Genomic DNA, 23,692 nt, shown 5'->3' with positions numbered 1-23,692 from the left:
AAATGCGATTTTGGCCATCAAAGTTGCATTACTATCACCAAAGCTGTGTAGGGCTATTTTGCTATCACTTAAGATGGCTGGCCGATGAAGGGGTTGATTGGCCCCTCACTCCGACCCTAGGCCAGGAAAAACGCATAGAGAACGAGATCTGCCGGCTTGGAGCCGTTAAAGCTCCATCTCATCAAAGAACCTTAGTTCTTATTGCACACTGTCACTCGCCGAGGACCTCCTCTGTACCAAATTCAAAACGACCACTCTGAACGATGCAACGCCGGGTCTTTCTATCCGTTAAAAAAGCTTTAATAATGAACGTTTAACAAGCTTTGTGAACCAATCAAATGACCTGAAGTTGAGGAGATTTTCATGGCCACGATAGAGTTAAATGACGGAAATTTTCGAAAAACCTTGGATGAAAACAGCATTGTGCTTGTGGACTTCTGGGCACCATGGTGTGGACCCTGCCGAATATTTGGACCCGTGTTCGAGGCCGTATCTGAGAAATTCCCCGACGTGGTCTTTGGCAAGGTCAATACGGAAGTGGAGCAAAAACTGGCGGCCTATTTTCAAATTCGTAGCATACCCACTCTCATTGCTATCAGGGATAAAATGGTCGTGGATATGGTCAGTGGAGCCCTGCCTGCCGACCAACTGGAACGCGCCGTGGTTCAACTAAAAAACATGGATATGGATGAGTTTTTAAAGCAGGTGGAGGCTGAAGGCGATAAGGACTAGTGCCCGCGATATAAAAAGAAAGGGCTCCTTAAGAGCCCTTGCCTTCCCATTTCGCCCGTTCTTGTTTTTGGCGCTCTTTTAAACGCTTACGACGACGGCGGCGGCGACGGTCCATTTCTTTACGACGTTCCGATTTTTTATGCTGACTCATAAGTTATCCTCTTTATTGAGTGAGTTACGCCTTCTATTAATCAAATCTCACCATTGAAGGCAAGCTTGGCGTGATTGATCCTGAAAAAGCATAGCGTCACAACCAGGAGCTCACTCTCTGAATTTAGAAAAACCCTTACCTGATTTCAGTGAATATGTTTTCATAGAAGCATGGGTACGGAAAAAAGCCTTTTAGAAAGCATTTGGTGCCTTTACCACAGAGGTGCTCAAACCGTTATTGAGAACCTGAACCTCACCCAATTTCAGGCCATTGTCTCTTCAATTAAGTCGTCAGATGTTCCCCTTTGGTACTTTTGGCGCCCCGGTATGGCCAAATGGGAAAACATTGCCAATGTTTCAACTCTACAGAAACCGCAGGCCGGGTCCGTGCGCTTGCAAAAACCAGCGCCACCACCAGATAAGGCCCCTATCATCTCCGACGATGCCCCTTTAGATCTTCGCCGCAGCCAAAGATATTCGGCATGCATCCCTTTGGAAGTGAATTTTTTAGGCTACATACTCAACAATGAAACTGTTGATATTTCTATGGGAGGGTGTCGATTAAAAAACGCGCTTCCCACCCGACCCATGAAAGAGTTTGAAATCGTGTTGAAGTTTTCAGCTAAAAACGCGCTCACTATGCCGTGTAAGTCGGTTTCCGCAGATGAAACACTGACCCGGATTTACTTTTTGCCCACGCCGCAACTGGATGTTTTGCGAGAGTATTTACTCTTTCACAACTACCCGAAGGTTAATTAAACCCAATACAAACCCGTTAGTCTTTTTGCTTTTTTACTTTACGCAAACGGCGATTTCCAAAAACGTATTTCATACCAATTCCACCTTCAAGTGCCGCCACGTGCGGCCCCACCACAAACAAATCTGCCAAAACCTCTCCGGTGATCACCCATTTTTGCGAAGGCAATATGTAATCAAAACCCATCCCCAAACGCCCTCCCACGCCGCTAAAGGTGTCTTCTTCACTATTGGTGTTCACCACAACCACACCTCCTAGTAGCCAGCGGGCCAAAAAGGCGCCATATCCTTTTTGCCCAAACCAATGATCCGATTCATTCAACAAATAGCCATTGTAGTTGAAGCCTGTTTGCAAGGCTCCATTCCAATGCAGACCAAAATCAACGGAGTAAGAATTGGCCCGGTGGGTCCACCACTCATACTGAAACTTAAGGGGGCTTCCCAACAAAAATCCCACACTTTGTGCCCCAGGCGTAAAACCCGTAAATTTATAACGAGCCTGCCCGTCAACGGGCAGTAGCAGGGCAATGACCACTACACCAAGCCAAAAACCCCGACCTTTAGCTAGCCTCAATTTATCCATCACTCCCCCCACTAAAGTATTTCATCGATTCATCCGATAGCGTTCTTATGAAAACACTCGGCGCTTTTTACATCTACCCACTAGCAATATGCCTTATGGCTTCGTTTTTGGCAAAGGATGCATGGTCTCGCCCGGTTCGAATGGAGCCGTCACCGATAAGCTCTGAGATCATCCAAGAGGACCTGCCCGTAGAGGGCGCCGTGGCCCCCTTTTCACCGCCTACGGTACAAAAAAATCACCCTTTGCTAAAAAAACAAATGCCCACGAAAAAAAGCCCGCGGAAGCCTTCATCAAAATCTATCAAAAAACAGGCGACCACAAAAAAAGCCACCGGCAAAAAAGTAAGCGCCCAGCCAAAGAAATCGCACACAAAGAAATTGCGCAAACAAGCGCGCAAACGCACGGCCAAACCAAGAAAACCCGCTGCGAAATAAAAACAAACGTACCCAACATGGTGCCCCGCAAGTTTAAATCCGATTTGCGCAGCACTATTTAACCAGCTGAAATTGAGCGTTTAGTTTTCTCACTTCGACTCAAGGTTCACACACTAGAGATTCACTGCCATTAAAGGGAAGTGCCACGGCATCAAGAAAACCACTCGTGTACTCCTGATTGTCATTGATATTGGACGTGGATTGGGATGGGCCAGCGTTGACCGTGTAAGTGGCCGGCGTGATTACGTTAGGAGCCCAATCGCTCCACTCATTGCAATCATACTGAACCGGTGTGCCATCGGCGTTGATCATCGTTATGGATGCAGCGCCTACAACTTTCAAAGCTCCGTTGCTTGCTTCTGTCACCGATGAAAATGACATCGTTTCAAAACGCTTTGCCCACAAAAATTGTCCCGATGTATCCAAGGTCATGACGACTCCAGCGGATGGGCTATTGATCCCGCCCACTGCCGCTATATTACCGTTGGAGAGTTCAATCACATCGGCAAGACTGAAATTAACGGGTCCGCTCGCCGTCCATGACCAAACAACTTCGCCAGTGTTGTCTAGTTTTAATATGCCCACCGGGTCACCTGTGCCAGCAACCACATAATACCCGCCCCCGGTTGCTGGGGTGATTGCCTGAGCGTTGAAGGGGCCTGAAGCATTGGGGTCAATCGACTTGTTTTGGATAACCGTGCCATCGCCATCCACTTCAAAAAACCAAATGCCGGTGGAAGTGCGACCAATTGCCACGCCCGTATTGCTGGGGCTTTTAACGGCATCTTGAATCAAGCTGTCATTGCCACCGGTTCCACCAAAACGCTTGTGCCAAACAATGGTTCCATCTGAGTCAGTCTTTACCACTGTGCCGCCCATGTCACCCATTGACACATTGTTGGTCTGACTAAACATTAAGAGGTCTCCACTATCAAGAGCCACCAAACCCTCACCAAAATCCATGGTTGACGGTGCCGAGTTGGCAACGGCTCTGGCCCAATGAATAGCCCCTGTTGCCAAATCTAGTGCAAAAATACCGGATGTGAAGCCCATTGGTGTTCCGACGGCATATACAATGTCATCACCTATGATCACGTCATCAAAATAGAAAAAAGTTGTATAATACTTGTCCCACACCACCTCACCCGCTTCCGTCTCTCGACGTAAATAAATGCCACTCTGAAAACCTCCCGAAAAATTGCCCACGAGCACCTGATCTGAGGAGTTAGGTATAGACGCGATGGAACTGAACCCCCCACTGGACGTATTCGGACGTGAAAAGGTTTTCACCGGATAAGGGTAGCGAGTGTATTCGATCGACAACGTCGGCACGGGAGCCGCCGGACGATGGGCCGCTGACTCCAAATAGTTCACCGCCACGGCCCCATAGGAAGTGGGTGCGACAGTTAGCGTATAGAAAAAACCACTGCCGACGATCTGCGTGATGGTTCCATTTGTGATACTGAAATCTGTCGCCGTCAAGGACTCTACCGGCTCAGTAAAGCTCACTTCAACCAGTATTTCAGTAAGGTAAGTCTTTTCGTTGAACCCGCTCGAAAACTGCATGGTGACACCAACACCACTAGAGCTCTCCTTGTACCGACCCGAGATAGAATTATCCCCAAGCCGGCAACCCGCAAGAGCCACCAAAACTGCAAATCCTAAAATGAGACAAAGCCACTGAGTGATCGATTTCATACTGTACTTTGATCGGCATTTTTTGAAAAAACTGAAGGGAAATGTGTGGGTCAATATGAGGGGTTAATACGGGGTTTTTATGCGTTATTTGAGACCATCGCCGGCTGATACTTTCCCGGCGTTTATCAGGGAAATTACTGTCGCTTTCAGGCTAGGACTCGAACGCTGGGCAACCCTCTAAAGTCATTGTCGAGAGTGATGAGCTCTGCCCCAAGTTCATGAGCATGGGCCAAGATCAAGCTGTCGGCTGTTCCTAATTTAAATTGCAGTGACAAATCTGCCGCCAAAAGTGCCACTTCCCGAGTTAAAGGTTTTACTTCAAATTGAGAAATGTAGGCCGTGGCTGACAAGCCACTTTCATCTGAAATAGACTGTTTAACTTTTCGATAAACTTCATAGATTATCAGCGAGGGCACCACTATGGTTTTAGCCGTGCTGACTTCCTTTTGACACTTCTTTGCCAATGCCCCATTTGCAAAAATCTCAATCCAGCAGGACGAATCTATAACCTTGGTCTTCAAAACTTTCTGTCCTTTTTATCCCTCACATTTTTGGTAGACAGCTTGCCTTCAAGATTTTCTTTAAGGTCCTCTATGTCAGGCACTGGCACAATATAGGCAATGCCGCCCTTGGCTATTACATCCACTTGGGTTCCCGGTTGAAGCCCAAGCAAGGTCCTCACCTTTTCAGGGATGACAACTTGATATTTTGACGAAACTTTAACAGCCATAAAATGCCCCTACTAACTTTAATTATGTTAAACTATAATAATATCGATGTCAATAGCGTTCAACGTTCAAACGGGGCCACTTCGCGCACGACAAACCTAGAATCATGCGGCATATCTGCAAGCCAAAATCTGGCCGGAATCCTTCTATGGGATCGCAACCTCGAATAATTCATATTTAACTGCAGTGTAGCGATTGGAAATGAAACGAATGGAGGTTTCACCAGGGACAGTTTTGGCGTTTAAAATCGTGGCGCCGTCATGAAAATTTCTGCCCGATAGTTTTTGCAACCCGCTGCCATCGGGATTAATGATGTAAAGATTGGAACTTCCACCGTCTTCTGGGTTGGCTACGAAAACAACGCGACCATCGCTCAAAAGCCAATTGGCTGAGACCTGACCACTTGTCAGCACACTGGCACTCAAATCCACTTCGCCACTGCCATCTGCAGGCGCAAAAAAGAGTTGCTTTTTTTGATTAACAGCAACGTCAGCCATAAAAATCACACCTGATGAATCACTGAGCCACTTTGGAGAAGAACCAATATCAACATGGCTCGGAAAATCAATATGAACTTTAAGGCCTCCCGTAATGCCATAATCGGACACATAAACCTCATCAGCCCCCGACGGGCTATCTAACTGGAATGAGATTTTGGATTGATCCGGGCTCATTGCCACTGTGTACAAGAGGGGATTTCCCGCAACGTTAAATACCGGATTGGTGCTTTCAAAACTCCCAATAGTCATAGTGTAAAACATACTGCTCGTCCGATAAAACCATGCCGAGTCCGATAGACTGAAAACCAAACCGTTGGCGACGGCTGTGTTGTTCATACGCACAGCGCTCCCTGCGGATCCTACCGTCGCCGAAAAAACATCCGTTCGGCTATTGTCGTCAAACCTGCCTTCAAAAACCACAGTGGATGAATCTGACATAAACTGAGGGGCCCGATAAAACCCCACCCCCCATGAACCCGACCCCGCCTTAATCTGAGTGCGCGAACTGCCATCGATCGCCACCGAATAGACATTGTCTTTAAATGGCGGCGCGCCAGTGGGGACACCCGCATAGACGACATAAAGCCCATTGGGTGAGATTTTAAACTGAAACCCAATTCCTGAAGGCACACTATCCCCACCCGAACCTATATCCTCACTCAGTGGCACCACACTACTTGGATTGCCAATATCGACGGCAAAAAGTTCAAAGCCCCCGTGGCCATCTTCATTAGACATATAAACAGCTTTTGCTCCATCTGGGGTGAGAGCCCAATCATAGGTGATTTCTCCCGTATCTAAATTGGGATTGAGCTGAATAGGCCCCGAGCTTAAATCAGTTGGCATTGAATACAACGCCGAGCCACCACCGCCGCCAATAGTCACTCTGGCAACGGCGTACAGGCCATTTTGTGTGATAATAGGGTCAAATACAGACTCCGAGGGAGAGAAAAAACCCTCAAAATTTGTTAGGACCCCAGTTTGTACATTTAAGAAATAGTAGTCGTAGGACCCTGCATTCGGACCGATGCTCAACAACTTCACATTTGCCGCGGACTTATAGTCATTTATATAAATGTAACCATCGGTAGTGATTGTTTGCGACGCGCCAGTGGATTTATTCGTGATCATCAGCTCTTTTTCACCATCATTGTCCGCGTCCATTACATATACCCAATAATCATCAGACTCAGCTACGTTGCTCGCCCAAATTCCGCCTTCATGACCGTTTTCACCCAAAAGTCGCTGTGGATCGGTAAACACAGAAATCTCGGCACTGTTGCCAGCCAAGTCGGTCACCCGAACAATGTTTTCGCCAATACTCGAGTCCGCTGTAAAAACCCCCGTTGAAACATCAATCGACCCGCCTCCACTCACGAGCGTGTACTGATAGGGCGGCCGCCCACCCTCACCGGTAATTGTTAACGATTGCCCCGGAAACACGCCATCAGAGAGACTCGAAACCTGCAAAGGTCCTGATAATGAAGATCCATCACGAATTCGGCCATTAAGACGATTGTCCCCAAGCCTGCAACCCGCAAGAGACGCTAAAACGGCAAATCCTAAAATGAGACAAAGCCATTGAGTGATCGATTTCATACTGTACTTTTATCGGCATCTTTTTCAAAAACTGAACCCCAAAACTTAAATCCGTTTGCATCAGATTTGTTTCAAAATGAGACTTGTGTAAGGGCGACGGCTATATCGAAGGTCGCTGGTTTAGAACATGGCACCCTCTGCCTGGCCCCTCTTCTGTCAGAGTTGAGAGCTGCCACCCAAAGATTAGACAGCACTGGGCCGCGTACGGCTTTCTGGCGGTGGCTTGTGGGCACTGGAATTGCATTTCTTTAGCTTTAGGATGTATCTGATGAGGGGGAAATCATGACTACAATTTTAAGGCTCTTAGGTCTTACTTTTACTTTCGCGGCCACTTTGGCCACTGTTCAGCTTCTGGACTTAGACTCTGCGCAAGCTCGCAATAAAATTGATTTGGATGATGTGCAAATCAAGGGTGAACTTCATAATGATGGGCAGCTTCGAATTGTGGGGCGCGAAGACTATCAACTTAAAAACTATGTGCGATTTCGTACCAATTACCGACAAGAAGCCGTTGAAGATCTACCACGCGCTCAAATGAAGGTGCGCTACAAGTATCAATAGGCAAAGGCCTATTCTGTCCCCTCGGGTTTTCTGACGACGAAGTTAATCACCGTCCAACCTTCGCTAATAAGGGCGTTCATAACCCGCTTAATATAAATTACTGGCGTGGACCTGTCGGCCTGGATATTCACACCGGCCTTGAAGGGTTTACCCGGCTCTAGGCGATTGTGAAAGTCTTGAATTCTTTGAAGTGCGGCTCGCAACTGCGGCAACTCTTGATCTGTTTCTTCCACATGCAGTGGGTTGTCCCCTACCTTTTGGGCATCGAAAATAACTGAGTCTTTTGTGATCGAGATGAGGGGCAAGCTTTCCATGGGGATGGGGTTTGAGGCTTCGGGCAGCTTCACATCTTTGGCGATAAAATAAGCTTCTCCCGTCGAGGAGAAATTCAATAGCAAGAAAATCACCAGCATTGAAAACATGTCGATCATTGAGGTCAGTGGTAGCACCACGTTGGAATCTTTACCGGCACTGTCGGTTTTTCGCGCTCGCAAATGGGGCAAATCATATTTAGATCTAATATGATAACCTGGTTCAACAAGCAGGCGCCGTGCGCTCCCCTTAGCTCTAGACATTATTGCGTACTCACTCCCACATCGGGCCAATCATGACCTATTAGTACATCAAACACTTCAATCAACTGATAATAAGGCACTCGGTTATCTGTATTTAAAACCACATCTTTTTTCTCTGGATACCGCTGCCGCCACTCCCCTAACGTTGCAATAAACCGCTCTTTATTGACTTCGTCGTTTTGATGCATAATGGTCGTACCCTTTTCATCTTCACTCATCTCCAAGCGGTCACCCATTATGGTCACACTCAATGTGACTTCTTTTTTGGGAGGAGTCGACGAATCCGAAGCTGTCGATGCCGATGTGTTAGTTTGAAAAACATAAACGCGGTTCCACACTGCCGTGACCAGCAGCAAAACCACCAGCATGGCAAATAGCCCAATAAAGGGTGTTAAGTTGAGTTCTTCGTTTACCTGTTTAGCCATTGTTATGAGCTTTTAAACTTGTCTTTGTGGACCATTATAAAATTTAATGTTGAAACACTTGTCTCATGAATATCGTCTGTGACTTCTTGCGACTTCGAGTTCAAATACCCAAATGCCGCAAGCAGCGGAATGGCCACAATAAGACCAAATGCTGTGGTGTTCATCGCTTCGGCAATGGCACTTGATAACATTTCGGCTTTTTTGTCAGCTGCTACTTTTGCAACCGCCGCGAAGGCACCAATAAGACCTGTTACTGTACCGAGTAGCCCCAGCAGCGTGGCAATGTTTGAGAGCGTGGCCAGAAGCCCAATCCGCTTTTCTAGGCGCGGTATTTCTCTAAGCGCTACGGCATCCATTGAGGTTTGAACGTCTTCTGACGTTCCACCGTTAGCCACCGTCACTAGGCCCGAATGTACGATATTTGTTAAAGGAGTTGATGTTTTTGATACGGTTCGAACAGCTTTAACCAAGTCACCTTTTAGAATGTAACTATTCAGTCGATCTAGCAGCTCTTCTTTGCTCACGTTGGTTGCGGCTCTCAACACCAACCATCGTTCTATCATAATTGCCAATCCCAAACCTGAACATAATAAAATCGGCCACATAAATGGCCCACCGGCCTGAAACTTTTCCGCTAGATCTTGTAACATGACGGTCTCCTTTAAGGTCTTCCATCATGTTACTGACTTTGTTTTTTCTAGACTAGCTCGACTTTGAGTAACCCCACCAAAGTCTAGGTCGATTAGAGCCTTCCAAATGGGAATCCAATGCGGGGAACCGTCTCTTGGCCATTTCTGGCTTTTGGAAACTTCATGCCCTTAAACACCTTAAACACACAGGAGTTCAAAGAGCCTCCGCCGCGCATTTCTGAGCTCACAACCTTGATGGTTTTAACTTGTCCACCGGGCGTGATCAGCCATTCATACTCCACCCGACCCCGAAGCCCGGGATCACTAAGAAGCGCTTGCTCATAACATTGCTGAATTTCACCCACATACTTATTCACAACGTCCATCACTTGTTTTCGAGTCAAACCCTCTGTGCGCTTAAGCTCCATAAGTTTAGGAGACCCGATCACCTGGCCCGCCACCTGCCGACTGCCGGCAACACCTCGCTTACCCTGCACACCGTAGCCGGTCCCTGTCCCAAAACCGAGACCTTTAGTTTTAACGGCCTGGCCCGTACCGCCGGCAGCTAATTTACCACCTTTTGACTTAAGTAGCCCCATCACTCCCTTTGAGCTTGGGTTAGGCAAACCACCAGCGTTCGGGCTCGGGTTAATCACCACGGGCGTTGTTGTCTGCGTAGGTGTTTTTCCGAGAGTTCCCAATACCCCGAGGGCCCCTACGTTTTTGACCTCAGTGATTTTTTCTGGGGCCTTTCCTACTACAGTGGCTGGCGTTTTGGTCACTCGTTTCGACTCGAGCTTCAACGGAAACTTGTTCATCTGCTTGATTTTTTGGCTCTTCTGAACCACGACCTTCTTTGGTTTACGGATGGGTTCAGCCTTAACAATGGGCTTCTTTTTTTCAATTTTTTTCACCACTTTTTTCTCAGGCGGCTTTTTCTTTTCAATCTCTTTGGGTTTTGGCGGCACCAAAAGCTTTGCATACCTCTGAGGCACCCCTTCCACTTGAGGTGCATCGATTTTTGGAGCAAAAATAGCAATCATCAGAATAAAGAGTGTGTGCAGGGCCACTGACCATGTGGCCGTTTCATTAAAGTTTAACTCTTCACCGGGCACAAATTTCAAGCGAAATTCTCGATACCTTGGCACATAGTTAAAGCACAAATACATGTCATCACCGAGATAGATGGTAAACATGTCTCCCAATATGAGCTTTACCACATGGACGGTGTGGCCCGTTTCACCTGTCGCCATCGTGGCCACATCTTTTACGCTAAAAACCTCTTCGCCTCTTTTCAGTTCACCTGGAAAAATCGTAGGAACTTCAATTTCGGCATTTTTTTCCACATAGTTGACGTGGAGCGCTTCATCTTTGAGATTTGGCAAATACACACTTTTGTAGGAATTTCGGTCTCGTAAATCAACCTCTTCACCCCGGCGGTAAACCTTCGAGTCGTACAGAACTCCGCGCCACACCACAGACACCAGTAAATCGTATTTAGATCGGCGGGGCATTTTCTTTTTTGGACGCAGTTTTTCAATACCAAAAGATTTAGTAATGTAGTGTCTCACATTAGTGATTACATCCATTGGCCGAAAGCCGTAGTCACCACCTGAATTGGCCGACGCCGACAAAGACTCTGTGCCACCACTGGAGTTTTGCACAGTCTGAACTGTGGGTACTACCCCTTCTTTGAGATTGGTGAAAAACTCTTCTGGAATAAACGCCTTTGTTTTTTCTAAATCTGACACTTTAGAACCGAAAAAAGTGTCGACTGCGGCCCTTTCACCAAAACTGTCTTCAATGATAATGCGAACTGAACCTAAGCTAAAAACTAATTTCTCGTGAATGGGCAAAAAGGGTTTTGAATCTCCCATATAGAGAAATCCCTCGCCACTGTTGTCTGCAACCACTAGTAGGCCATCTTGCTCTTTGATCATGGCATGAATCAATTGAAACTCATCGCTGTCTGGCAACTGAACGTGGCAGGTGGCGTCTCGGCCAATTAATATGGGAAGCTTTGAGAATTCTTTGCAAAATATCTCTCCACTTGCATCTTGTAATCTCACTGTTAGTTTGACTTTTCCCATAATCCTACCTTGATCGAACATGGCTCATTTATGAAATTAAATTCATATATTGATCGGAGCAGAGGATAGGATTCTTAAACTCTGAAGCGAAACTGGACCAAGGGGTTAGGGTAGCCCCAACTATCCCAGTGACTTGATGGCCTTTGGTAGAACACCCGTGGGCCGCCCGGCCCGTTTGGCCCGATCAAGGTATTGTTTCTTTTTCTTAGGCATACGGTACTCATGAAACAAGCCGGCCATACCCCAAAGGGCAACCACGTCATTCTTGTTTCTCTTTATGGCTTTTTTAAACCACACTTTGGCATCATCGGGACGATCCATAAACATAAAGGCCAAACCCATTTCAGACATTAACGACGCATCATTGGGCTCAATCTCTAGGGCACGATTTAGTACAACTTGAGCGAGTCCAAAGTTTCTACTGGCCATATAAACACTGGATAATTTTTTTAATAAACCCACATTGCGAGGGCTGTCGTACAGTTGTTTTTGAATGGCCAGGGCATTTTTTGGTGCGGCGGTAGAGCCCGTCCAGCCACCGGCCCCCACCTGAAACTCATCCACATTTTTTTTGCCGCCACTCAGGCAACCCACCGTGAATGGGCTAAATATTTCATACTTTTCAGCACTTTGATTGCATTGCTTAAAGAACTGCTTTGCCGATGCCGCATATTGAGTGGCCTGCTTGGCAATCTCATTTTTATACATGGCTTTTTGACTGCCAGACAGCCCAGGCGGTAGCGGAGCTTTACTTAAGAAACTTGCAAATTCTCGGTTGATCTGGCCTTGGGTGTACATCGCGGAAATGATCCATTTGCCATTTCCTGTGGCTATGACTCTATTGAGACTTTCCGTCATCTTGTTAAGCAGTTGCACTTTTTGAGTGACGGCGGCTGTCACGTCTCCCCGCCCGCTACCGGCTCTCCGGTAATCATTGAGATCCGATGCGGCCAATAAATAAAGACTGTGGGCCACCATTTCTTGCTCTTCATAGGAGCCACCACTAAACCCACTGGCTTGGCGAAAGCGGTCAGCTGCAGCATCTGGCCCACGCAGTTTCAACTGCGCCACACCCTGGTAATAGGGACCGTAAACTCCCGGCGCATTTTCTGCGGTCCTAGATAGCGAACTCCAGTCTGCACTGAGAAAGTCCATTCGAGCCACAGAGGCCCAATCACCCAGGCGTCGATAATTTCTTGCAGCCAGTTTATAGTCGCCCATAAATTCACGCATCTCGGCCGCATTCTTTAGCAATGCATTGGCGGCACTGTCGCTTTTGTAGCGATCAGCATAAATTTCAAAATACACCACAGCTCGTTTAAAGTCGGCCGTGGCTAGCGCCACCTGGCCCATGTCTGTTAGTGTTGGCTTGCCAAATTTGGTGTTAGCGTATTTGACCACTAGACTCTCACCCACATTAAACATATCCGGGTCTCTTTTGGACTTTAAAGATAAAAAGGCCTCATGAAGGGCTTGGGCTCCCAATTTTGAATCTTTATATTTGCTAGCTAATTTTAATAGATTTTTTGAATAATCGTCTGACTTCATTCCACCTGTGCTGACTTGAATTTTCTTAAGCTCTGCTTGCTGTACGATTTGAGCCACGCCGGATTTTAGACTTTGATCAGCAATAGACTTGTTGGCTAAAATTTGTTTTCCAGCCTTTATTAGTCCGTCGTAATCTTCTTGTTGGTTGTACACATCTAGCACAAGATTGGCCGCCAACGAAACCTTATTGCCTTTAGGGAAGTTATCGATGTAACCCGTTAAGTACTTTATGGCCAATTTAAAACGACGTTCGTCGTAGTAAGATTGGGCCACGTTAAACCATACTTCTGGTACAATTTTGCTCTTAGGAAAACTTTTTATATAGGCCCGGCCCATAGACCTCAATCCGTAACGGGCTTGAGTTCGTTGTAATAGCGTCAATTTATTCGTGCGCTTCAGCGCCAAAATGTACGACTCAACGGCCGACTCTTGCATGTCCTTAAGGCCTTTTTTGCTTCTCACAACTTTTGCCAACTCTTCATAGTAACGGCCCGCTTCGGTGCCCATTTTCAAATGATAATAGGCTTCAGCTAAATTAAGACGAATTTTGTCGGCATGTTTACTGTCACCATAAAAACTCAAATAAGTTTCATAATCACGCGCGGCCCACTCAAGATCCACTGGCTTGCCTGTCTGCTTCGCCTGCTTATGGGCCCTAGTTGCCACATCGCGAGCGTAGATCTCAAAGTCGTGCAAATACTTTTTTCGTTCATTGTCCTTAAGGTCGCCTGCATATTTCACTCTCTCTGAAGTGGATATGATCTCATCCACAAAACCTCGCACCGGCCAAGGTTTAAGGGTGTTTTTCATAGATACGTAAAGCCGCTCGATCACGTCAATACGATCTTCTAATTTGGTCGTCAGACGAAGCAGTTCAAAATAAACTTGGGTCGCATCAATGAGTCGCTTTTTAATGGTCAAACGACCACCCAACTTGTGTAGGCCCTTGCGATAGGTGATCACATCAGGGGCCAGAACCTTGAAATATGATATCACTTGATGACGACCTGATTTTTGCTTTTTTAGCTTCCTAGGCGGCACTTCACTGTAGGGCCAAACCATAGCTAACAATGCATCTTTTCTCACATCGCTTTGCCGGATCTCATCTGTAGAAATAGAACCCTCTGAGCCATCCAGATAGGTCTTAAAAACCTTTTCAAACGCATAAAGAGCACTATCGAATTTTCTTAAATTGATATAACACCACCCCATTCGCTCATACGCTTTTGCTGTGAGGGGGTTGCGTTTCCGAACTACGATCGTCCGATATGTTTTTAAGGCTTTTTCTACGTTTTTTTCGTTATCAAATTGAAAGTTTCCAACAATGAGTTGGGCCTCTTCCCAATACTTACTTTTTGGGTAATCCCGAGTTAACTGCTGATAAGTGCGAATCATTTCTTCGGCTTGCCCGAGCTCCCGAAGTTCGTGGGCCTTGTAAAAAACGGCTCGATCTACAAATTCAATATTTGGGAACTTCTCGACGATCGTGTCGTAAACCTGAATGGCCTGATACTTAGGCCGAAGCTCGGCTGTAAAATCAAGCTCTTCTACGGGCGTCCCTTTGTTTTCACGCACCTTGATTGTATATTGAAATCGACTCTGCTTCGAATACAGGTCGGCCAACATAAAGTATAACTCTGGCAAAAACTTCGCATCCCTTACTGTGTCCATCTGCCCGCGTGTTTCGTCTATTTTTAGCTCGATCTTTTCAAGCCCCTCACGCATCTCGGCCAAACTCAGCTCCTGGGCCCAGGCCTTTGAGACCAACAACAGTAAACAGGGGATAAATGCAAAAAACTTCATTCGATCTAGCACTGCACCTTACCTTTGCCCACACTGACTTGAAACAAGTACTTTATATTGCCCCAATTCATCCAACCAGTACTCACCCTGCACAGGCCAAACTACCTGATTAAAATTAAATTTAGAAATTTTATCACTGGCAAAATCTGGCCCCTTGTCATTAGTCACTCGGAGCGCCTCAAGGTTTGAGAAGTACTCTAAAAACTTCACTTGCTCTTCAAAATCCAATAATAACTCAGCCTGCTTGGCGGCTTCCGTAACCATAGCCCGGTCCAGGCGGGTCCGCAAATCTTGAACCTTGCGGTCATATTCATCCTTTAAGACGGATAACATTTCACTATCCATCCAACTGTAGCCAAAAATGCTTTCTCTCTCCTTTTCGATAGAGTTTAGAAAGTTGGCTAGCGCTTGATATTTTCTTTTAACAAGAACCATATTTACCAACAAAGGGTCTTCCCCCAAAGGAAGACGCCTTCGAATCTGCATTAGTGAGGGGTTAAATCGCTTTTTAAACTGTGAAGATATCTCGCTAACCTTATCGAAATAGCAAAGATCTTTGTAAATAAGCATTTCGAGAATAAACGCTTCTGGGTGCCATGAAGGCGAATAATACGGTGATTTTAATCCTTCTAGAATCCCTAAAGCTTCACTGTAGGATTTCAGGTAATATTTAACCCAAGCGGTTTCAAGCTTAAGGCGTCCGACTTCCCTTTGCGAATAATTTTGATTCTCTGTTATGGCCAAGGCTTCTTTCAGTTGGCCTTTTTCAAAGTAAAGGCGCGATAACTGCAGAGCCACTTGTGCTTTCAGCGGACCATCGAATTCTTTCACTTTTAAAAGCCCTTCCAATCGAGCAATGGCCTGATCTACCTGGCCTTTTTCGATTTCAGACAGCGCCAGAAAATACTTCTTTTTTAATCCCCAAAAACTATCATCAGGTACCTGAACCCATTCTTTTTCAGACCATTTATTGAGCCCAAATTGCAGATTGTAAATGGCTCGATGAAAACTGACAAAACTCTGAACGCCTTTATGTAGTGGACCGAAATCTGTACTTACCAAAAGATCTGAAATTTCACTCTCATCATGATCAAAATGAGCCACAATTCGGCTTAACCCCTCAAGTCCGGCCTCACCAAAGCGGCTGCCATTTTGTTTCAATGCCAGCTCTTTAAACAGATAAGTGGCCGCATAGGGATACCCCAAAGCCAGGAGACCTTCCGCTACAGCCACTTGCCCTTCTGCCCCTTCAGCCGAAGTTAGTCCCGCAAAAGAAGTGAACCGCTCCACCCCAAGGCGCACAACTCGGGCAGAGTCATTATCTGCCATGGCTGTCTTCACCTCAGACCAGAAATCCCGATCATAGGGATTATACGAATACTTTTCTTCAACTTCGGCAATAGTTGGTTTTGCGGTGTCTGTACCCGGTGAGCCGACCATTTGGCTATCTTGTGCAAATACACTAAAAGACACTCCCGCAATCATCATTGCTGTTAATATTTGCGATTTTGCAACAGCCATTTAGTTATTCCTCTTCCTCTTCTTCGGAGGCTACAGGAGTCTCGCCTTTAGGAGTGCCCAGTTGAAACGAAAATCCACCGGTGATAGCCAACATTCCGTTGGCGCCTGTGGCTTCGTCAAAAAAGATGTGCTCACGCACATCTAAGGCAAATGAAGTGCCCTTGCTTAAGAAATAACGCAGAATTACACCGGCAGAAATCATTGGCTTTGTGCCTGTGGCATTGAACTTCACCATTCCGCCGCCAAATAAAAAGCTCATCTCACCATGTACAACGGTGCTGTTAAAAAATAAGTTTTTATTGTACACGGGTGTGTAAATAAGGCTGGTTGTGGCATAAAAATCGGGGAAGTCTAATTTTCCGCCAAATGCCGTGTTTTCAATATTGATATTTAACGTGTCGAAGTCTTTTTTCAAATCTGTGACAATATTGAAGTTATTGTTGAAGTTAAGAATTTCCCAGGCCAAAAACTCTGAAAAGTAGTAGTTGTAGCTAAGCCCCGCGATAACGCCTTTATTAAAGGCATCGACCGGCAACATACCCAAATTGAGGGTGACTCCATGGTCAAAATAGTAAGATCGATCCTCGATGGCTACGAGCTGGGGAACCGAGTAAAGGTTTTTTGACTCCGTCTCGGCCTGAGCCAAGCTGCACATACATATATATAAACCCAAACCTGTGGATGCTAAAACTCGACGCCAAAACATTCGCTGACTCCCTAAAATGTATCTATACTAATGTAACGATTCTATCCAAGAACCTCAACGAATGAAGTAAGGAATGCCCCAAGGTCTAGGTCAAGGTCAATGATTAAACCATTCAAATCTCAACACACAGATCACTGACAAACGCTGCCGCCGCTGCCAGAATTAGAATTAGAATTAGAATTAGAATCAGAACCAGAGTCTGAACCTGATCCCGAAGAGCCCGAGCCCCCTGAACCAGAAGAGTTCTGAATTTGGGGATAGCGACTGAAAATCTCATCAGCTAGGGCGTCCATATTCAAAACTTTTCCGTCTTTGAAATAACTGGACAACCCACTCACTCGGCGGGCCGAACTGGTGATTAAGTCTTCAATGAGGGCTCCGTCGTAAGCAATACCGTGAGATTTCAAGAGCGCAATGGCCATTCCTGCGGCTGCCGCCACAATCGGAGACGAAAAAGACGTGCCCGATGTCGTGCCATAGTAATTGCCCCACCGTGCGAGGTTCGGGTGATAGGGAATGGTGGTATATACACTGCCACCTGGAGCTGCAATTTCCACCAAGGAGACGCTTCGATTCGAGCCCGACCAAAGGCTATCTGAGCCCGACATTGTGGCCCCCACAGTCATTAGCCCCGGAATAGAGCTACCCCATACCGCCGGATAAGATGATTTATCTACCCCCAAGACTTGGCCGTCGTTGCCGGCACTTGTGGCAACAAAGCCATTTTTTTGCGAAACAAACTCTTCAATGAGTTGCCGAAACATTGTTTCGTTAGAGGAAAACCCGATGCTTAAATTAATCACTTCGGCACCATTATCCATAGCGTAGATAAATCCATTCACTCGATCGGTGCTACTGGCTGATGATAAGCTAATATATTTTACCGCCATCACCTTAACATATTTAGGCACCACACCCATAATCCCCGTGCTGTTGGCATGAGTGGCGCCGATGATTCCGGCAATTTTTGAACCATGGGCATTGCCACCATCTGAACTCCCATAGTCATCAACGGCGTCTTGGCTCGGGCTAAGAACATTGTAACCAATGGTCCCATTCGACTGCCGCCACAAGTTATCCACACTGATATCTTCGTGGTTAAAATAAACCCCCGTGTCTAGATCAGCAATAATTACGTCTTTATTTATGCCATAGCTTTGATCATAAAATTTGTCGTAAGACACATCGGCCTTGGTATCTTTAAGGTACCCCTGCTTGGTTGTATCAGGATCTGAGTTCACCCAATCGGAGGCCGCATGAACATCATCGCCTTCACCGGCCAAGGTCACGCTTAACACACAAGGGTCTTTTTGAGCCAATAACTCCACCTCACTCACGCTCATTACCTCTGGCACGCGAAAGTTAAAAGCCCCTTTGGTCATAGTGGGGTGCATGGTCGGCATATAGGTAATCACCATGGACTCCACAAATGAGCTCTTGCCGCTATGAGTGTCCACGCACTTGAGATCAATGAGACCCATGAGATCTTTATCTGGATGCAAAAGGGTTTGAGTATCGTTACTGATCACTTGAAATGGCGAGACTGTTCGAAGGTCACCTTTTTGTGATAGATCAATATGAACCTTTTTCGGCGTAGCAAAAGGTGATATTTTTGCCACCACCGGTTTGCAAGCGCTTGGCCCTTCACCAAAACGGGTCTCTGACCCCGTATTGACGGCTTCAAAGGGCTGGCCAAAGCAACCTGATAGAAATGTGGCAAAACCTATAGTGAATAATCCGCGTAAAAACATTTGATCCCCCAAAATGTCTTACGGCAACGAAACATTAAAGACCTAGTGGCACCGCCGGTACCTTGTAAGGCTTAAATTTATCGAGCCGCAATCCATCAGCGCCGCCGCCATAGCTAATGCGCTGATAGGAATGGTATAAATACCCTTTACCATTGGGATCACGCTCAGGGGTGGTAATGTAGTAAATAAGAACTATATTTTCATTGGCTTCGTGTTGAAGCTGTTTTAACTCACTGACCTGCTCAAGGGTGACGGCTTCAGTGGGATATAGGGCCAATTGCTCCATTTTAAAGTCATAGCAATTTTGGCCTTGAGAATTAATTCCAGTGAACCGCACTTGTGTATCATAGCTGGTTTTTGCAAATTCCTCAGGTATCATCGGATGCCGATGTTCCGTCATTAAAGTCTCTGAAGTGACTCCACCTAAATGGCGATCCGTGATATTCGTGTAGTCAACTGCGACTGACTTGACCTGAAACTGAAAGAACTCAAGTGAATCTAAAAATCCATCGCCATCGGTGTCGGGGTTTAGCGGATCCGCCGCGCCACCGCCACTGTTACGCATTTCCGCCGTCCACTGCGGCGTGGGCCCATTGGCTTGCGAGTCTAATAGAGCTCGCTCTTCGCAGTCATTGAGTAAATCAAAGTCTCGATCTGGCTTATTGAGATTGCACTCGTTCAGACCCTCACCACTGGGCAACACTTCTAATTTGTAAGAGATAGAGTCAGCAAATTTTGGATTAATTGAGTTTCGATTGAGCTTATCAAAACGAACTCCAAGTTCATTCAGCTTATCTGCGAAAATGTTGTTAAAGTGGTCTTCGTCCTTGTCGCATAAGCCGTCGCCGTCAGAATCTACGTCAACAGTGCCATCCGTGCAAAAACCGGAATTGATATTGTAAACAACGAGCCTTTTCAATACCCACGCTTCTGGGCGCTCTCCTAATTTCATTTCTTCGAAATCCAGCTTGTCGTTATTTTGCAGATCCACAAAGTGCCCATTCCCCGCTTCGGCCATATATTCTAATCCGCGCGCAGCCTGACGGCCAGGATCGTTTTCTGATGGCGTATAATAAGCTGTGCTCAAAAACGTCCTCTCCGGAGCGATAGTCACGATATCCTTAACTGCGGAAATATAAGGGTCATCGGGACTATTTGTCACAGCCACATTGCTCGCGCAACCCGAAGCCGTGTTTGCATCATTTGGAAATCCGTCGGACATAAAAAATATGTTATAGACGTTGTCCTCTTCAGGGTGGTCAATAATATCTTTTTCAATAGCTGATTTCGCAAGCCCCAGTGCCGCTAAATAGGGTGTACAACCTGTATCTCCTTCTGCCCGATGCCGATCAATAGCGGCCTGCAATTCAGGAGCTTCCCTAAAAACTGGATTCAAATCTCCATCAGCGATATAGGGTACGGCCTTATTTCCATCAATTCCAAAAGCAATGTAACCAAACCGATAGTAGGGATCATCTTTATGCTTATCAAGAAACGCTTGGACATTGTCAGCACGGCGCACATCATCCGGATCATGGATTGTGTTCGACCCAGACTTATCCATAATAAATAGAACTTTACTATAACGGATCAAACTCTCTGGCGGCGCCATACAAAGCGCTCCACTGCTCGCTTTAACCACCACGGGCGGAGTCAAGCTAAGACGCACATCCGAGCAGTTGTTAAAGGCCAGAAGCGTTAATGCCACAACACCTGTTAAACTTAAAATTATATGACCTTGTTTCAAAGCAAAGCCCTCCCCTTAACCTCTATAATGAGCAAGCTCTGGGCCAATTTCAGAGCAAATACAATGGCTTACGCGCGAGTCTGTGCCCAAAACTTAGTGTCTCATTTTAATATTAGAAGGGTAAACCGAGGCCTTTTCAACTAGTTAGACAGTTTTGTCAAAAACTTGGACATTTGCTTAAGATTAACTCAATTATAATCACAATGATTCGACCTAAACGGTGGACACCACATTGGCCAAGCTAATAATCTGCACGTTTTCCTTGGGCTGGCTGTCGTTTTTCACAACCTCTCCCACGGCATTGTGAAACTGCGAGACCAATCTATCGATTTCTTCAGAGGCGTTTCGGCTGATAGCCACCACTCGCGTGGAGGTACCAGATACATTGTAAACGCCAGGCCTGTTCTTTGACAAAATCTCAAGGGGATACTTTTTCGCCACCCATTCAAACGTAAATTTATTAAATTTTCGCAAGCTCTTATTACTTAAAGTTGAAAAACTAAAGCTTGTGGGGCTGGAGAAGTATTTGTGGCCGTCAAATCCAACCACTCCCATCTGCACCAATTTCTCAAGTAAAGGTTTTAGTTCGTCAACGGTGCAACTGGCATGAAACGCTAGCACTTCGTCATCATGCTCCGGCAATCGCCGATAGTCTTCTACCAATAAGGCCTCATTGATAAATCCCACAAGCGGCTCAGCTGACAACAGGTTCATTTCTTTTTCAAAATTTTCAAAATCTTGCCTTAGTATTTCTATTTCCGCACAATTCACAAAGTGACTTAAAAACCCAAATAGCATGGCCGGACGTGAATCCATAGCCATAAGAGCCTCGGCTAGATCCAACGATTCTGGTGATGCTTTCCACTTTTTCAATTTATTCCTGATCACGTCTGAATCTATAGAGTCTAAAGCCAGCCAATTGGAAAAAAGTCGTTTCACATTTTGAGATGTGTGGGGACCATGACCATTGCCGAAAAAAACTTGAAGCCGCTCATCTACTGGCAAGCCCAATGCGTGATTGATCTGAATAAAGTCTTCCCACTTGATCTGGGTGACTCCACTTTCCCACTTGCCCACCTGATTGAAAGTGTAACCCAACTTTTCACTCAGCTGCCGCTGGCTGAGCTCCCCCCGTAGCAAACGAAGTACTTCGCGACAGATTTTGTAATAGTCCCGCAGGGGCCAGACTTGTTTGAACATGTTCGCAGTTGATGTGGGCTCGTGTATTGTTTCCATTTTTGCCTCACCCCCTACAAATTTAGAAACACTCCGTGACAGAGTTTGAAAACATCGCTCTGACGACGTTACACTGGCCTTGGCAGACAGAAAACTCTTTTGCTTGCGACAAGGGGCGGCAATGAATTCCATCCTATCTGACATCATCGACGACGCATTGTGGGCTCCCACTCCCGACAATATCCAAGCCTGGGACATTCAGGCCTCCTCTGAAAACATATTTATTCGAGTGGCCACAGAAAAATGGTGTCATCCGGTGGATCCCCATCATCACGCCTCTATTTTGTCGCTTGGAGCCTTTATTAAATATGTGAAGGTGGCCGCCAGCCACCGGCAACTGAGTGTGCGCTGCACCCCCTTGGGACCCGATTGGCTGTCTGCTCAAATGGAACTGCTCGATCAACCGCCCACAGACCCGGCTCTGCAGAAACTCTATCCCGCGTTGAAAACTCGGCGAACTGATCGTAGGGCTTATTTTGCAAAAGCTCTTTCGAGCGACTTGAAGGAAAATCTCTTAAAGTTAAATGAACAGTACGAAACCAAAGCCTATTTTGCATCCCCACAGGCCACGTCACTTTGGAATTACCTGAGGGACTCAGAAAAGATTTTTTGGAGCGAGCCAGAGCTAATTCTAGAAACTCTAAAGCTTGTGGATTTTTCTGGAAAAATTCCTAAGGTGGGATTTGGCTATAAATCCGCCGGCCTTAAAGAAAGTGATGCCCTTGCCATTAGAATCTTAAAACAACGACCCAAGATATTTTCCTGGTTGTTGCGACACGGCTTGGCCCATGTTCTAAGCCAAACTCAATTAAAGACCTATCAACAATGCTCGGATTTGATTTTGTTAACCACCCCCAACTCTGAGCGACGTCACCTTTTCACCTTAGGGCAACATGCAGCCCACCTTTGGCTTTCGCTCACCGAACAGGGGCTGTCCGCTCAGCCTCTTTCTTTTTCAAGCCTTTCTTGCTTTAGCCAGCTACAACAAGATCAGCCCAGCGAGATCATTCATCGCCATCAGCAACACTTCGACAATGGACTCGCCACACTAAGACAATCCTTTTCTACCCCAAAGTATGAGGTCCCCGCGTGGATTTTTCGCATAGGGTATGCCTCGCCGCTACCAAAGGAGATGGGCGTGGACAGGCTTCGTGCTGAAGATGTCATGTCTATTTCTTTAACCCAGCAGACAATGCCTATGAATTAACCGCCGCATAAACAAGCCTTGAGCGCGGACACCCGACTAGGCTCTGCCAAGCGTGCAATACTTTCCAGCGTACCTGCCCTATTTAATCTTTTGTAACTTATCGACGCACTGGTATTCGGCGCCATCAAAGAATGTTGTTTGTTCTAAATAGTATTTGCTGTCAGCAATGTAAAACTTAACAAAGGAGTCTTCGCCGTCAACTTGCTTGATCGTGAAGTACGTGGAGTTGTCAGTATCTAATTTACCTTTTGTTAGACCTTCTGGAATCCACTTCGCTACGATGGCATAAGCCCGAACATCATCTACCGTTTCAAGGTCTGCTGGTGACATCAGCATTTCTAGTTTCAACCGACTATCAATCGGGTAATTTCCTTCTACTGTGATTGCTAAGGTGTGGCTGATAATATCTGCATCATAGGGAACACCGTCTATTTTACATTCGGATTGTTGAATTTTAAAAAGCCCCACCCACCGCGATGGGTCCGCAAGATTTTGCGCAAAAACAGTCTGTGACACCAGAACTAAAGCCGTCGCCGCTAATAAACGTCTCATTGAAACCTCCCCGTAAAATCAAAGTTCGCCATCCTAGACGCTGGAGAGCAACATGTAAACAGCATAATCCGACCGAGTTACAAAGATCACTCCCTCTGATTTGTGTGTTTTTTAAAGCAGCAAGTAAATTCTTTCCATAGAGGTGGCTTTTTCAGTTTCAG

General features: G+C 46.2%; 21 protein-coding genes. 5 read left to right on the top strand and 16 right to left on the bottom strand.

Translation table 11 applies throughout. The features are described 5' to 3' along the window. The first annotated feature begins 363 nt into the window (after window positions 1-363). Together trxA and H6626_01515 are read left to right on the top strand one after the other, a co-directional pair. A complete protein-coding gene (gene trxA, locus H6626_01520; protein ID USN47798.1) occupies window positions 364-732 on the top strand; it encodes a thioredoxin in 369 nt (122 codons plus the stop codon). Window positions 733-1,053: 321 nt separating this feature from the next. Continuing rightward, window positions 1,054-1,641, top strand: coding sequence for a PilZ domain-containing protein (locus tag H6626_01515; GenBank protein USN47797.1), 588 nt, complete (start codon window positions 1,054-1,056; stop codon window positions 1,639-1,641). Window positions 1,642-1,657: 16 nt separating this feature from the next. Here H6626_01515 and H6626_01510 read toward each other — a convergent pair whose 3' ends face one another. Beyond that, window positions 1,658-2,221, bottom strand: coding sequence for a hypothetical protein (locus H6626_01510; protein ID USN47796.1), 564 nt, complete (start codon window positions 2,219-2,221; stop codon window positions 1,658-1,660). Window positions 2,222-2,316: 95 nt separating this feature from the next. Between H6626_01510 and H6626_01505 the strand changes: the two genes are divergently transcribed. Then, entirely contained in the window at window positions 2,317-2,655 is a 339-nt protein-coding gene (locus H6626_01505) for a hypothetical protein (GenBank protein ID USN47795.1), read from the top strand. Window positions 2,656-2,754: 99 nt separating this feature from the next. Here the strand turns inward: H6626_01505 and H6626_01500 are convergent, their stop codons facing one another. The 4 genes from H6626_01500 to H6626_01485 form a co-directional block, all read right to left on the bottom strand. Next, window positions 2,755-4,353 carry a hypothetical protein gene (locus H6626_01500; protein ID USN47794.1) on the bottom strand — a complete coding sequence of 533 codons (1,599 nt, stop codon included), beginning with the start codon at window positions 4,351-4,353 and terminating at the stop codon, window positions 2,755-2,757. Between the two features lie 146 nt (window positions 4,354-4,499). Beyond that, window positions 4,500-4,874, bottom strand: a complete 375-nt coding sequence (locus tag H6626_01495; GenBank protein USN47793.1) for a type II toxin-antitoxin system VapC family toxin — start codon at window positions 4,872-4,874, stop codon at window positions 4,500-4,502. Next, window positions 4,871-5,083: an AbrB/MazE/SpoVT family DNA-binding domain-containing protein gene (locus H6626_01490; GenBank protein USN47792.1), complete on the bottom strand. Its 213-nt coding sequence runs from the start codon at window positions 5,081-5,083 to the stop codon at window positions 4,871-4,873. The genes H6626_01495 and H6626_01490 overlap by 4 nt, the downstream gene beginning before the upstream one ends. A 144-nt stretch (window positions 5,084-5,227) precedes the next feature. After that, window positions 5,228-7,180, bottom strand: a complete 1,953-nt coding sequence (locus H6626_01485; protein USN47791.1) for a hypothetical protein — start codon at window positions 7,178-7,180, stop codon at window positions 5,228-5,230. Between the two features lie 282 nt (window positions 7,181-7,462). Between H6626_01485 and H6626_01480 the strand changes: the two genes are divergently transcribed. Continuing rightward, window positions 7,463-7,741, top strand: coding sequence for a hypothetical protein (locus H6626_01480; protein USN47790.1), 279 nt, complete (start codon window positions 7,463-7,465; stop codon window positions 7,739-7,741). Window positions 7,742-7,749: 8 nt separating this feature from the next. Here the strand turns inward: H6626_01480 and H6626_01475 are convergent, their stop codons facing one another. From H6626_01475 to H6626_01430, 10 genes are all read right to left on the bottom strand, one after another. Further along, window positions 7,750-8,316, bottom strand: coding sequence for a biopolymer transporter ExbD (locus H6626_01475; protein ID USN47789.1), 567 nt, complete (start codon window positions 8,314-8,316; stop codon window positions 7,750-7,752). Further along, window positions 8,316-8,741: a biopolymer transporter ExbD gene (locus tag H6626_01470; GenBank protein ID USN47788.1), complete on the bottom strand. Its 426-nt coding sequence runs from the start codon at window positions 8,739-8,741 to the stop codon at window positions 8,316-8,318. Before H6626_01470 ends, H6626_01475 begins: the two co-directional genes overlap by 1 nt. Window positions 8,742-8,743: 2 nt before the next feature. Then, on the bottom strand, window positions 8,744-9,391 hold the full coding sequence (locus tag H6626_01465) for a MotA/TolQ/ExbB proton channel family protein (protein USN47787.1): 648 nt from the start codon (window positions 9,389-9,391) through the stop codon (window positions 8,744-8,746). A 92-nt stretch (window positions 9,392-9,483) separates the two neighbouring features. Then, entirely contained in the window at window positions 9,484-11,460 is a 1,977-nt protein-coding gene (locus H6626_01460; GenBank protein USN47786.1) for an AgmX/PglI C-terminal domain-containing protein, read from the bottom strand. Between the two features lie 120 nt (window positions 11,461-11,580). Continuing rightward, window positions 11,581-14,811, bottom strand: coding sequence for a tetratricopeptide repeat protein (locus H6626_01455; protein ID USN47785.1), 3,231 nt, complete (start codon window positions 14,809-14,811; stop codon window positions 11,581-11,583). 18 nt (window positions 14,812-14,829) lie between these two features. Beyond that, the gene (locus H6626_01450) at window positions 14,830-16,332 is read right to left on the bottom strand and encodes a hypothetical protein (protein USN47784.1); all 1,503 of its coding nucleotides are present in this window, start codon (window positions 16,330-16,332) and stop codon (window positions 14,830-14,832) included. Between the two features lie 4 nt (window positions 16,333-16,336). Then, the gene (locus H6626_01445) at window positions 16,337-17,038 is read right to left on the bottom strand and encodes an outer membrane beta-barrel domain-containing protein (GenBank protein USN47783.1); all 702 of its coding nucleotides are present in this window, start codon (window positions 17,036-17,038) and stop codon (window positions 16,337-16,339) included. A 131-nt stretch (window positions 17,039-17,169) separates the two neighbouring features. Then, entirely contained in the window at window positions 17,170-18,789 is a 1,620-nt protein-coding gene (locus tag H6626_01440) for a S8 family serine peptidase (GenBank protein USN47782.1), read from the bottom strand. Between the two features lie 34 nt (window positions 18,790-18,823). Further along, window positions 18,824-20,536, bottom strand: a complete 1,713-nt coding sequence (locus H6626_01435) for a VWA domain-containing protein (GenBank protein ID USN47781.1) — start codon at window positions 20,534-20,536, stop codon at window positions 18,824-18,826. A 213-nt stretch (window positions 20,537-20,749) separates the two neighbouring features. Continuing rightward, window positions 20,750-21,772, bottom strand: coding sequence for a helix-turn-helix transcriptional regulator (locus tag H6626_01430; protein ID USN47780.1), 1,023 nt, complete (start codon window positions 21,770-21,772; stop codon window positions 20,750-20,752). 121 nt (window positions 21,773-21,893) lie between these two features. Here H6626_01430 and H6626_01425 point away from each other — a divergent pair, with 121 nt between their 5' ends. Continuing rightward, a complete protein-coding gene (locus H6626_01425) occupies window positions 21,894-22,979 on the top strand; it encodes a hypothetical protein (protein ID USN47779.1) in 1,086 nt (361 codons plus the stop codon). A gap of 78 nt (window positions 22,980-23,057) precedes the next feature. Here the strand turns inward: H6626_01425 and H6626_01420 are convergent, their stop codons facing one another. After that, window positions 23,058-23,531: a hypothetical protein gene (locus H6626_01420; GenBank protein USN47778.1), complete on the bottom strand. Its 474-nt coding sequence runs from the start codon at window positions 23,529-23,531 to the stop codon at window positions 23,058-23,060. Window positions 23,532-23,692 lie beyond the last annotated feature (161 nt).

The organism is Pseudobdellovibrionaceae bacterium (assembly GCA_023898385.1).
In the GTDB taxonomy this organism is placed as follows: Bacteria; Bdellovibrionota; Bdellovibrionia; order Bdellovibrionales; family UBA1609.
Note: the sequence above shows the minus strand (reverse complement) of the source record. Positions and strands in the feature narration are given on the sequence as shown.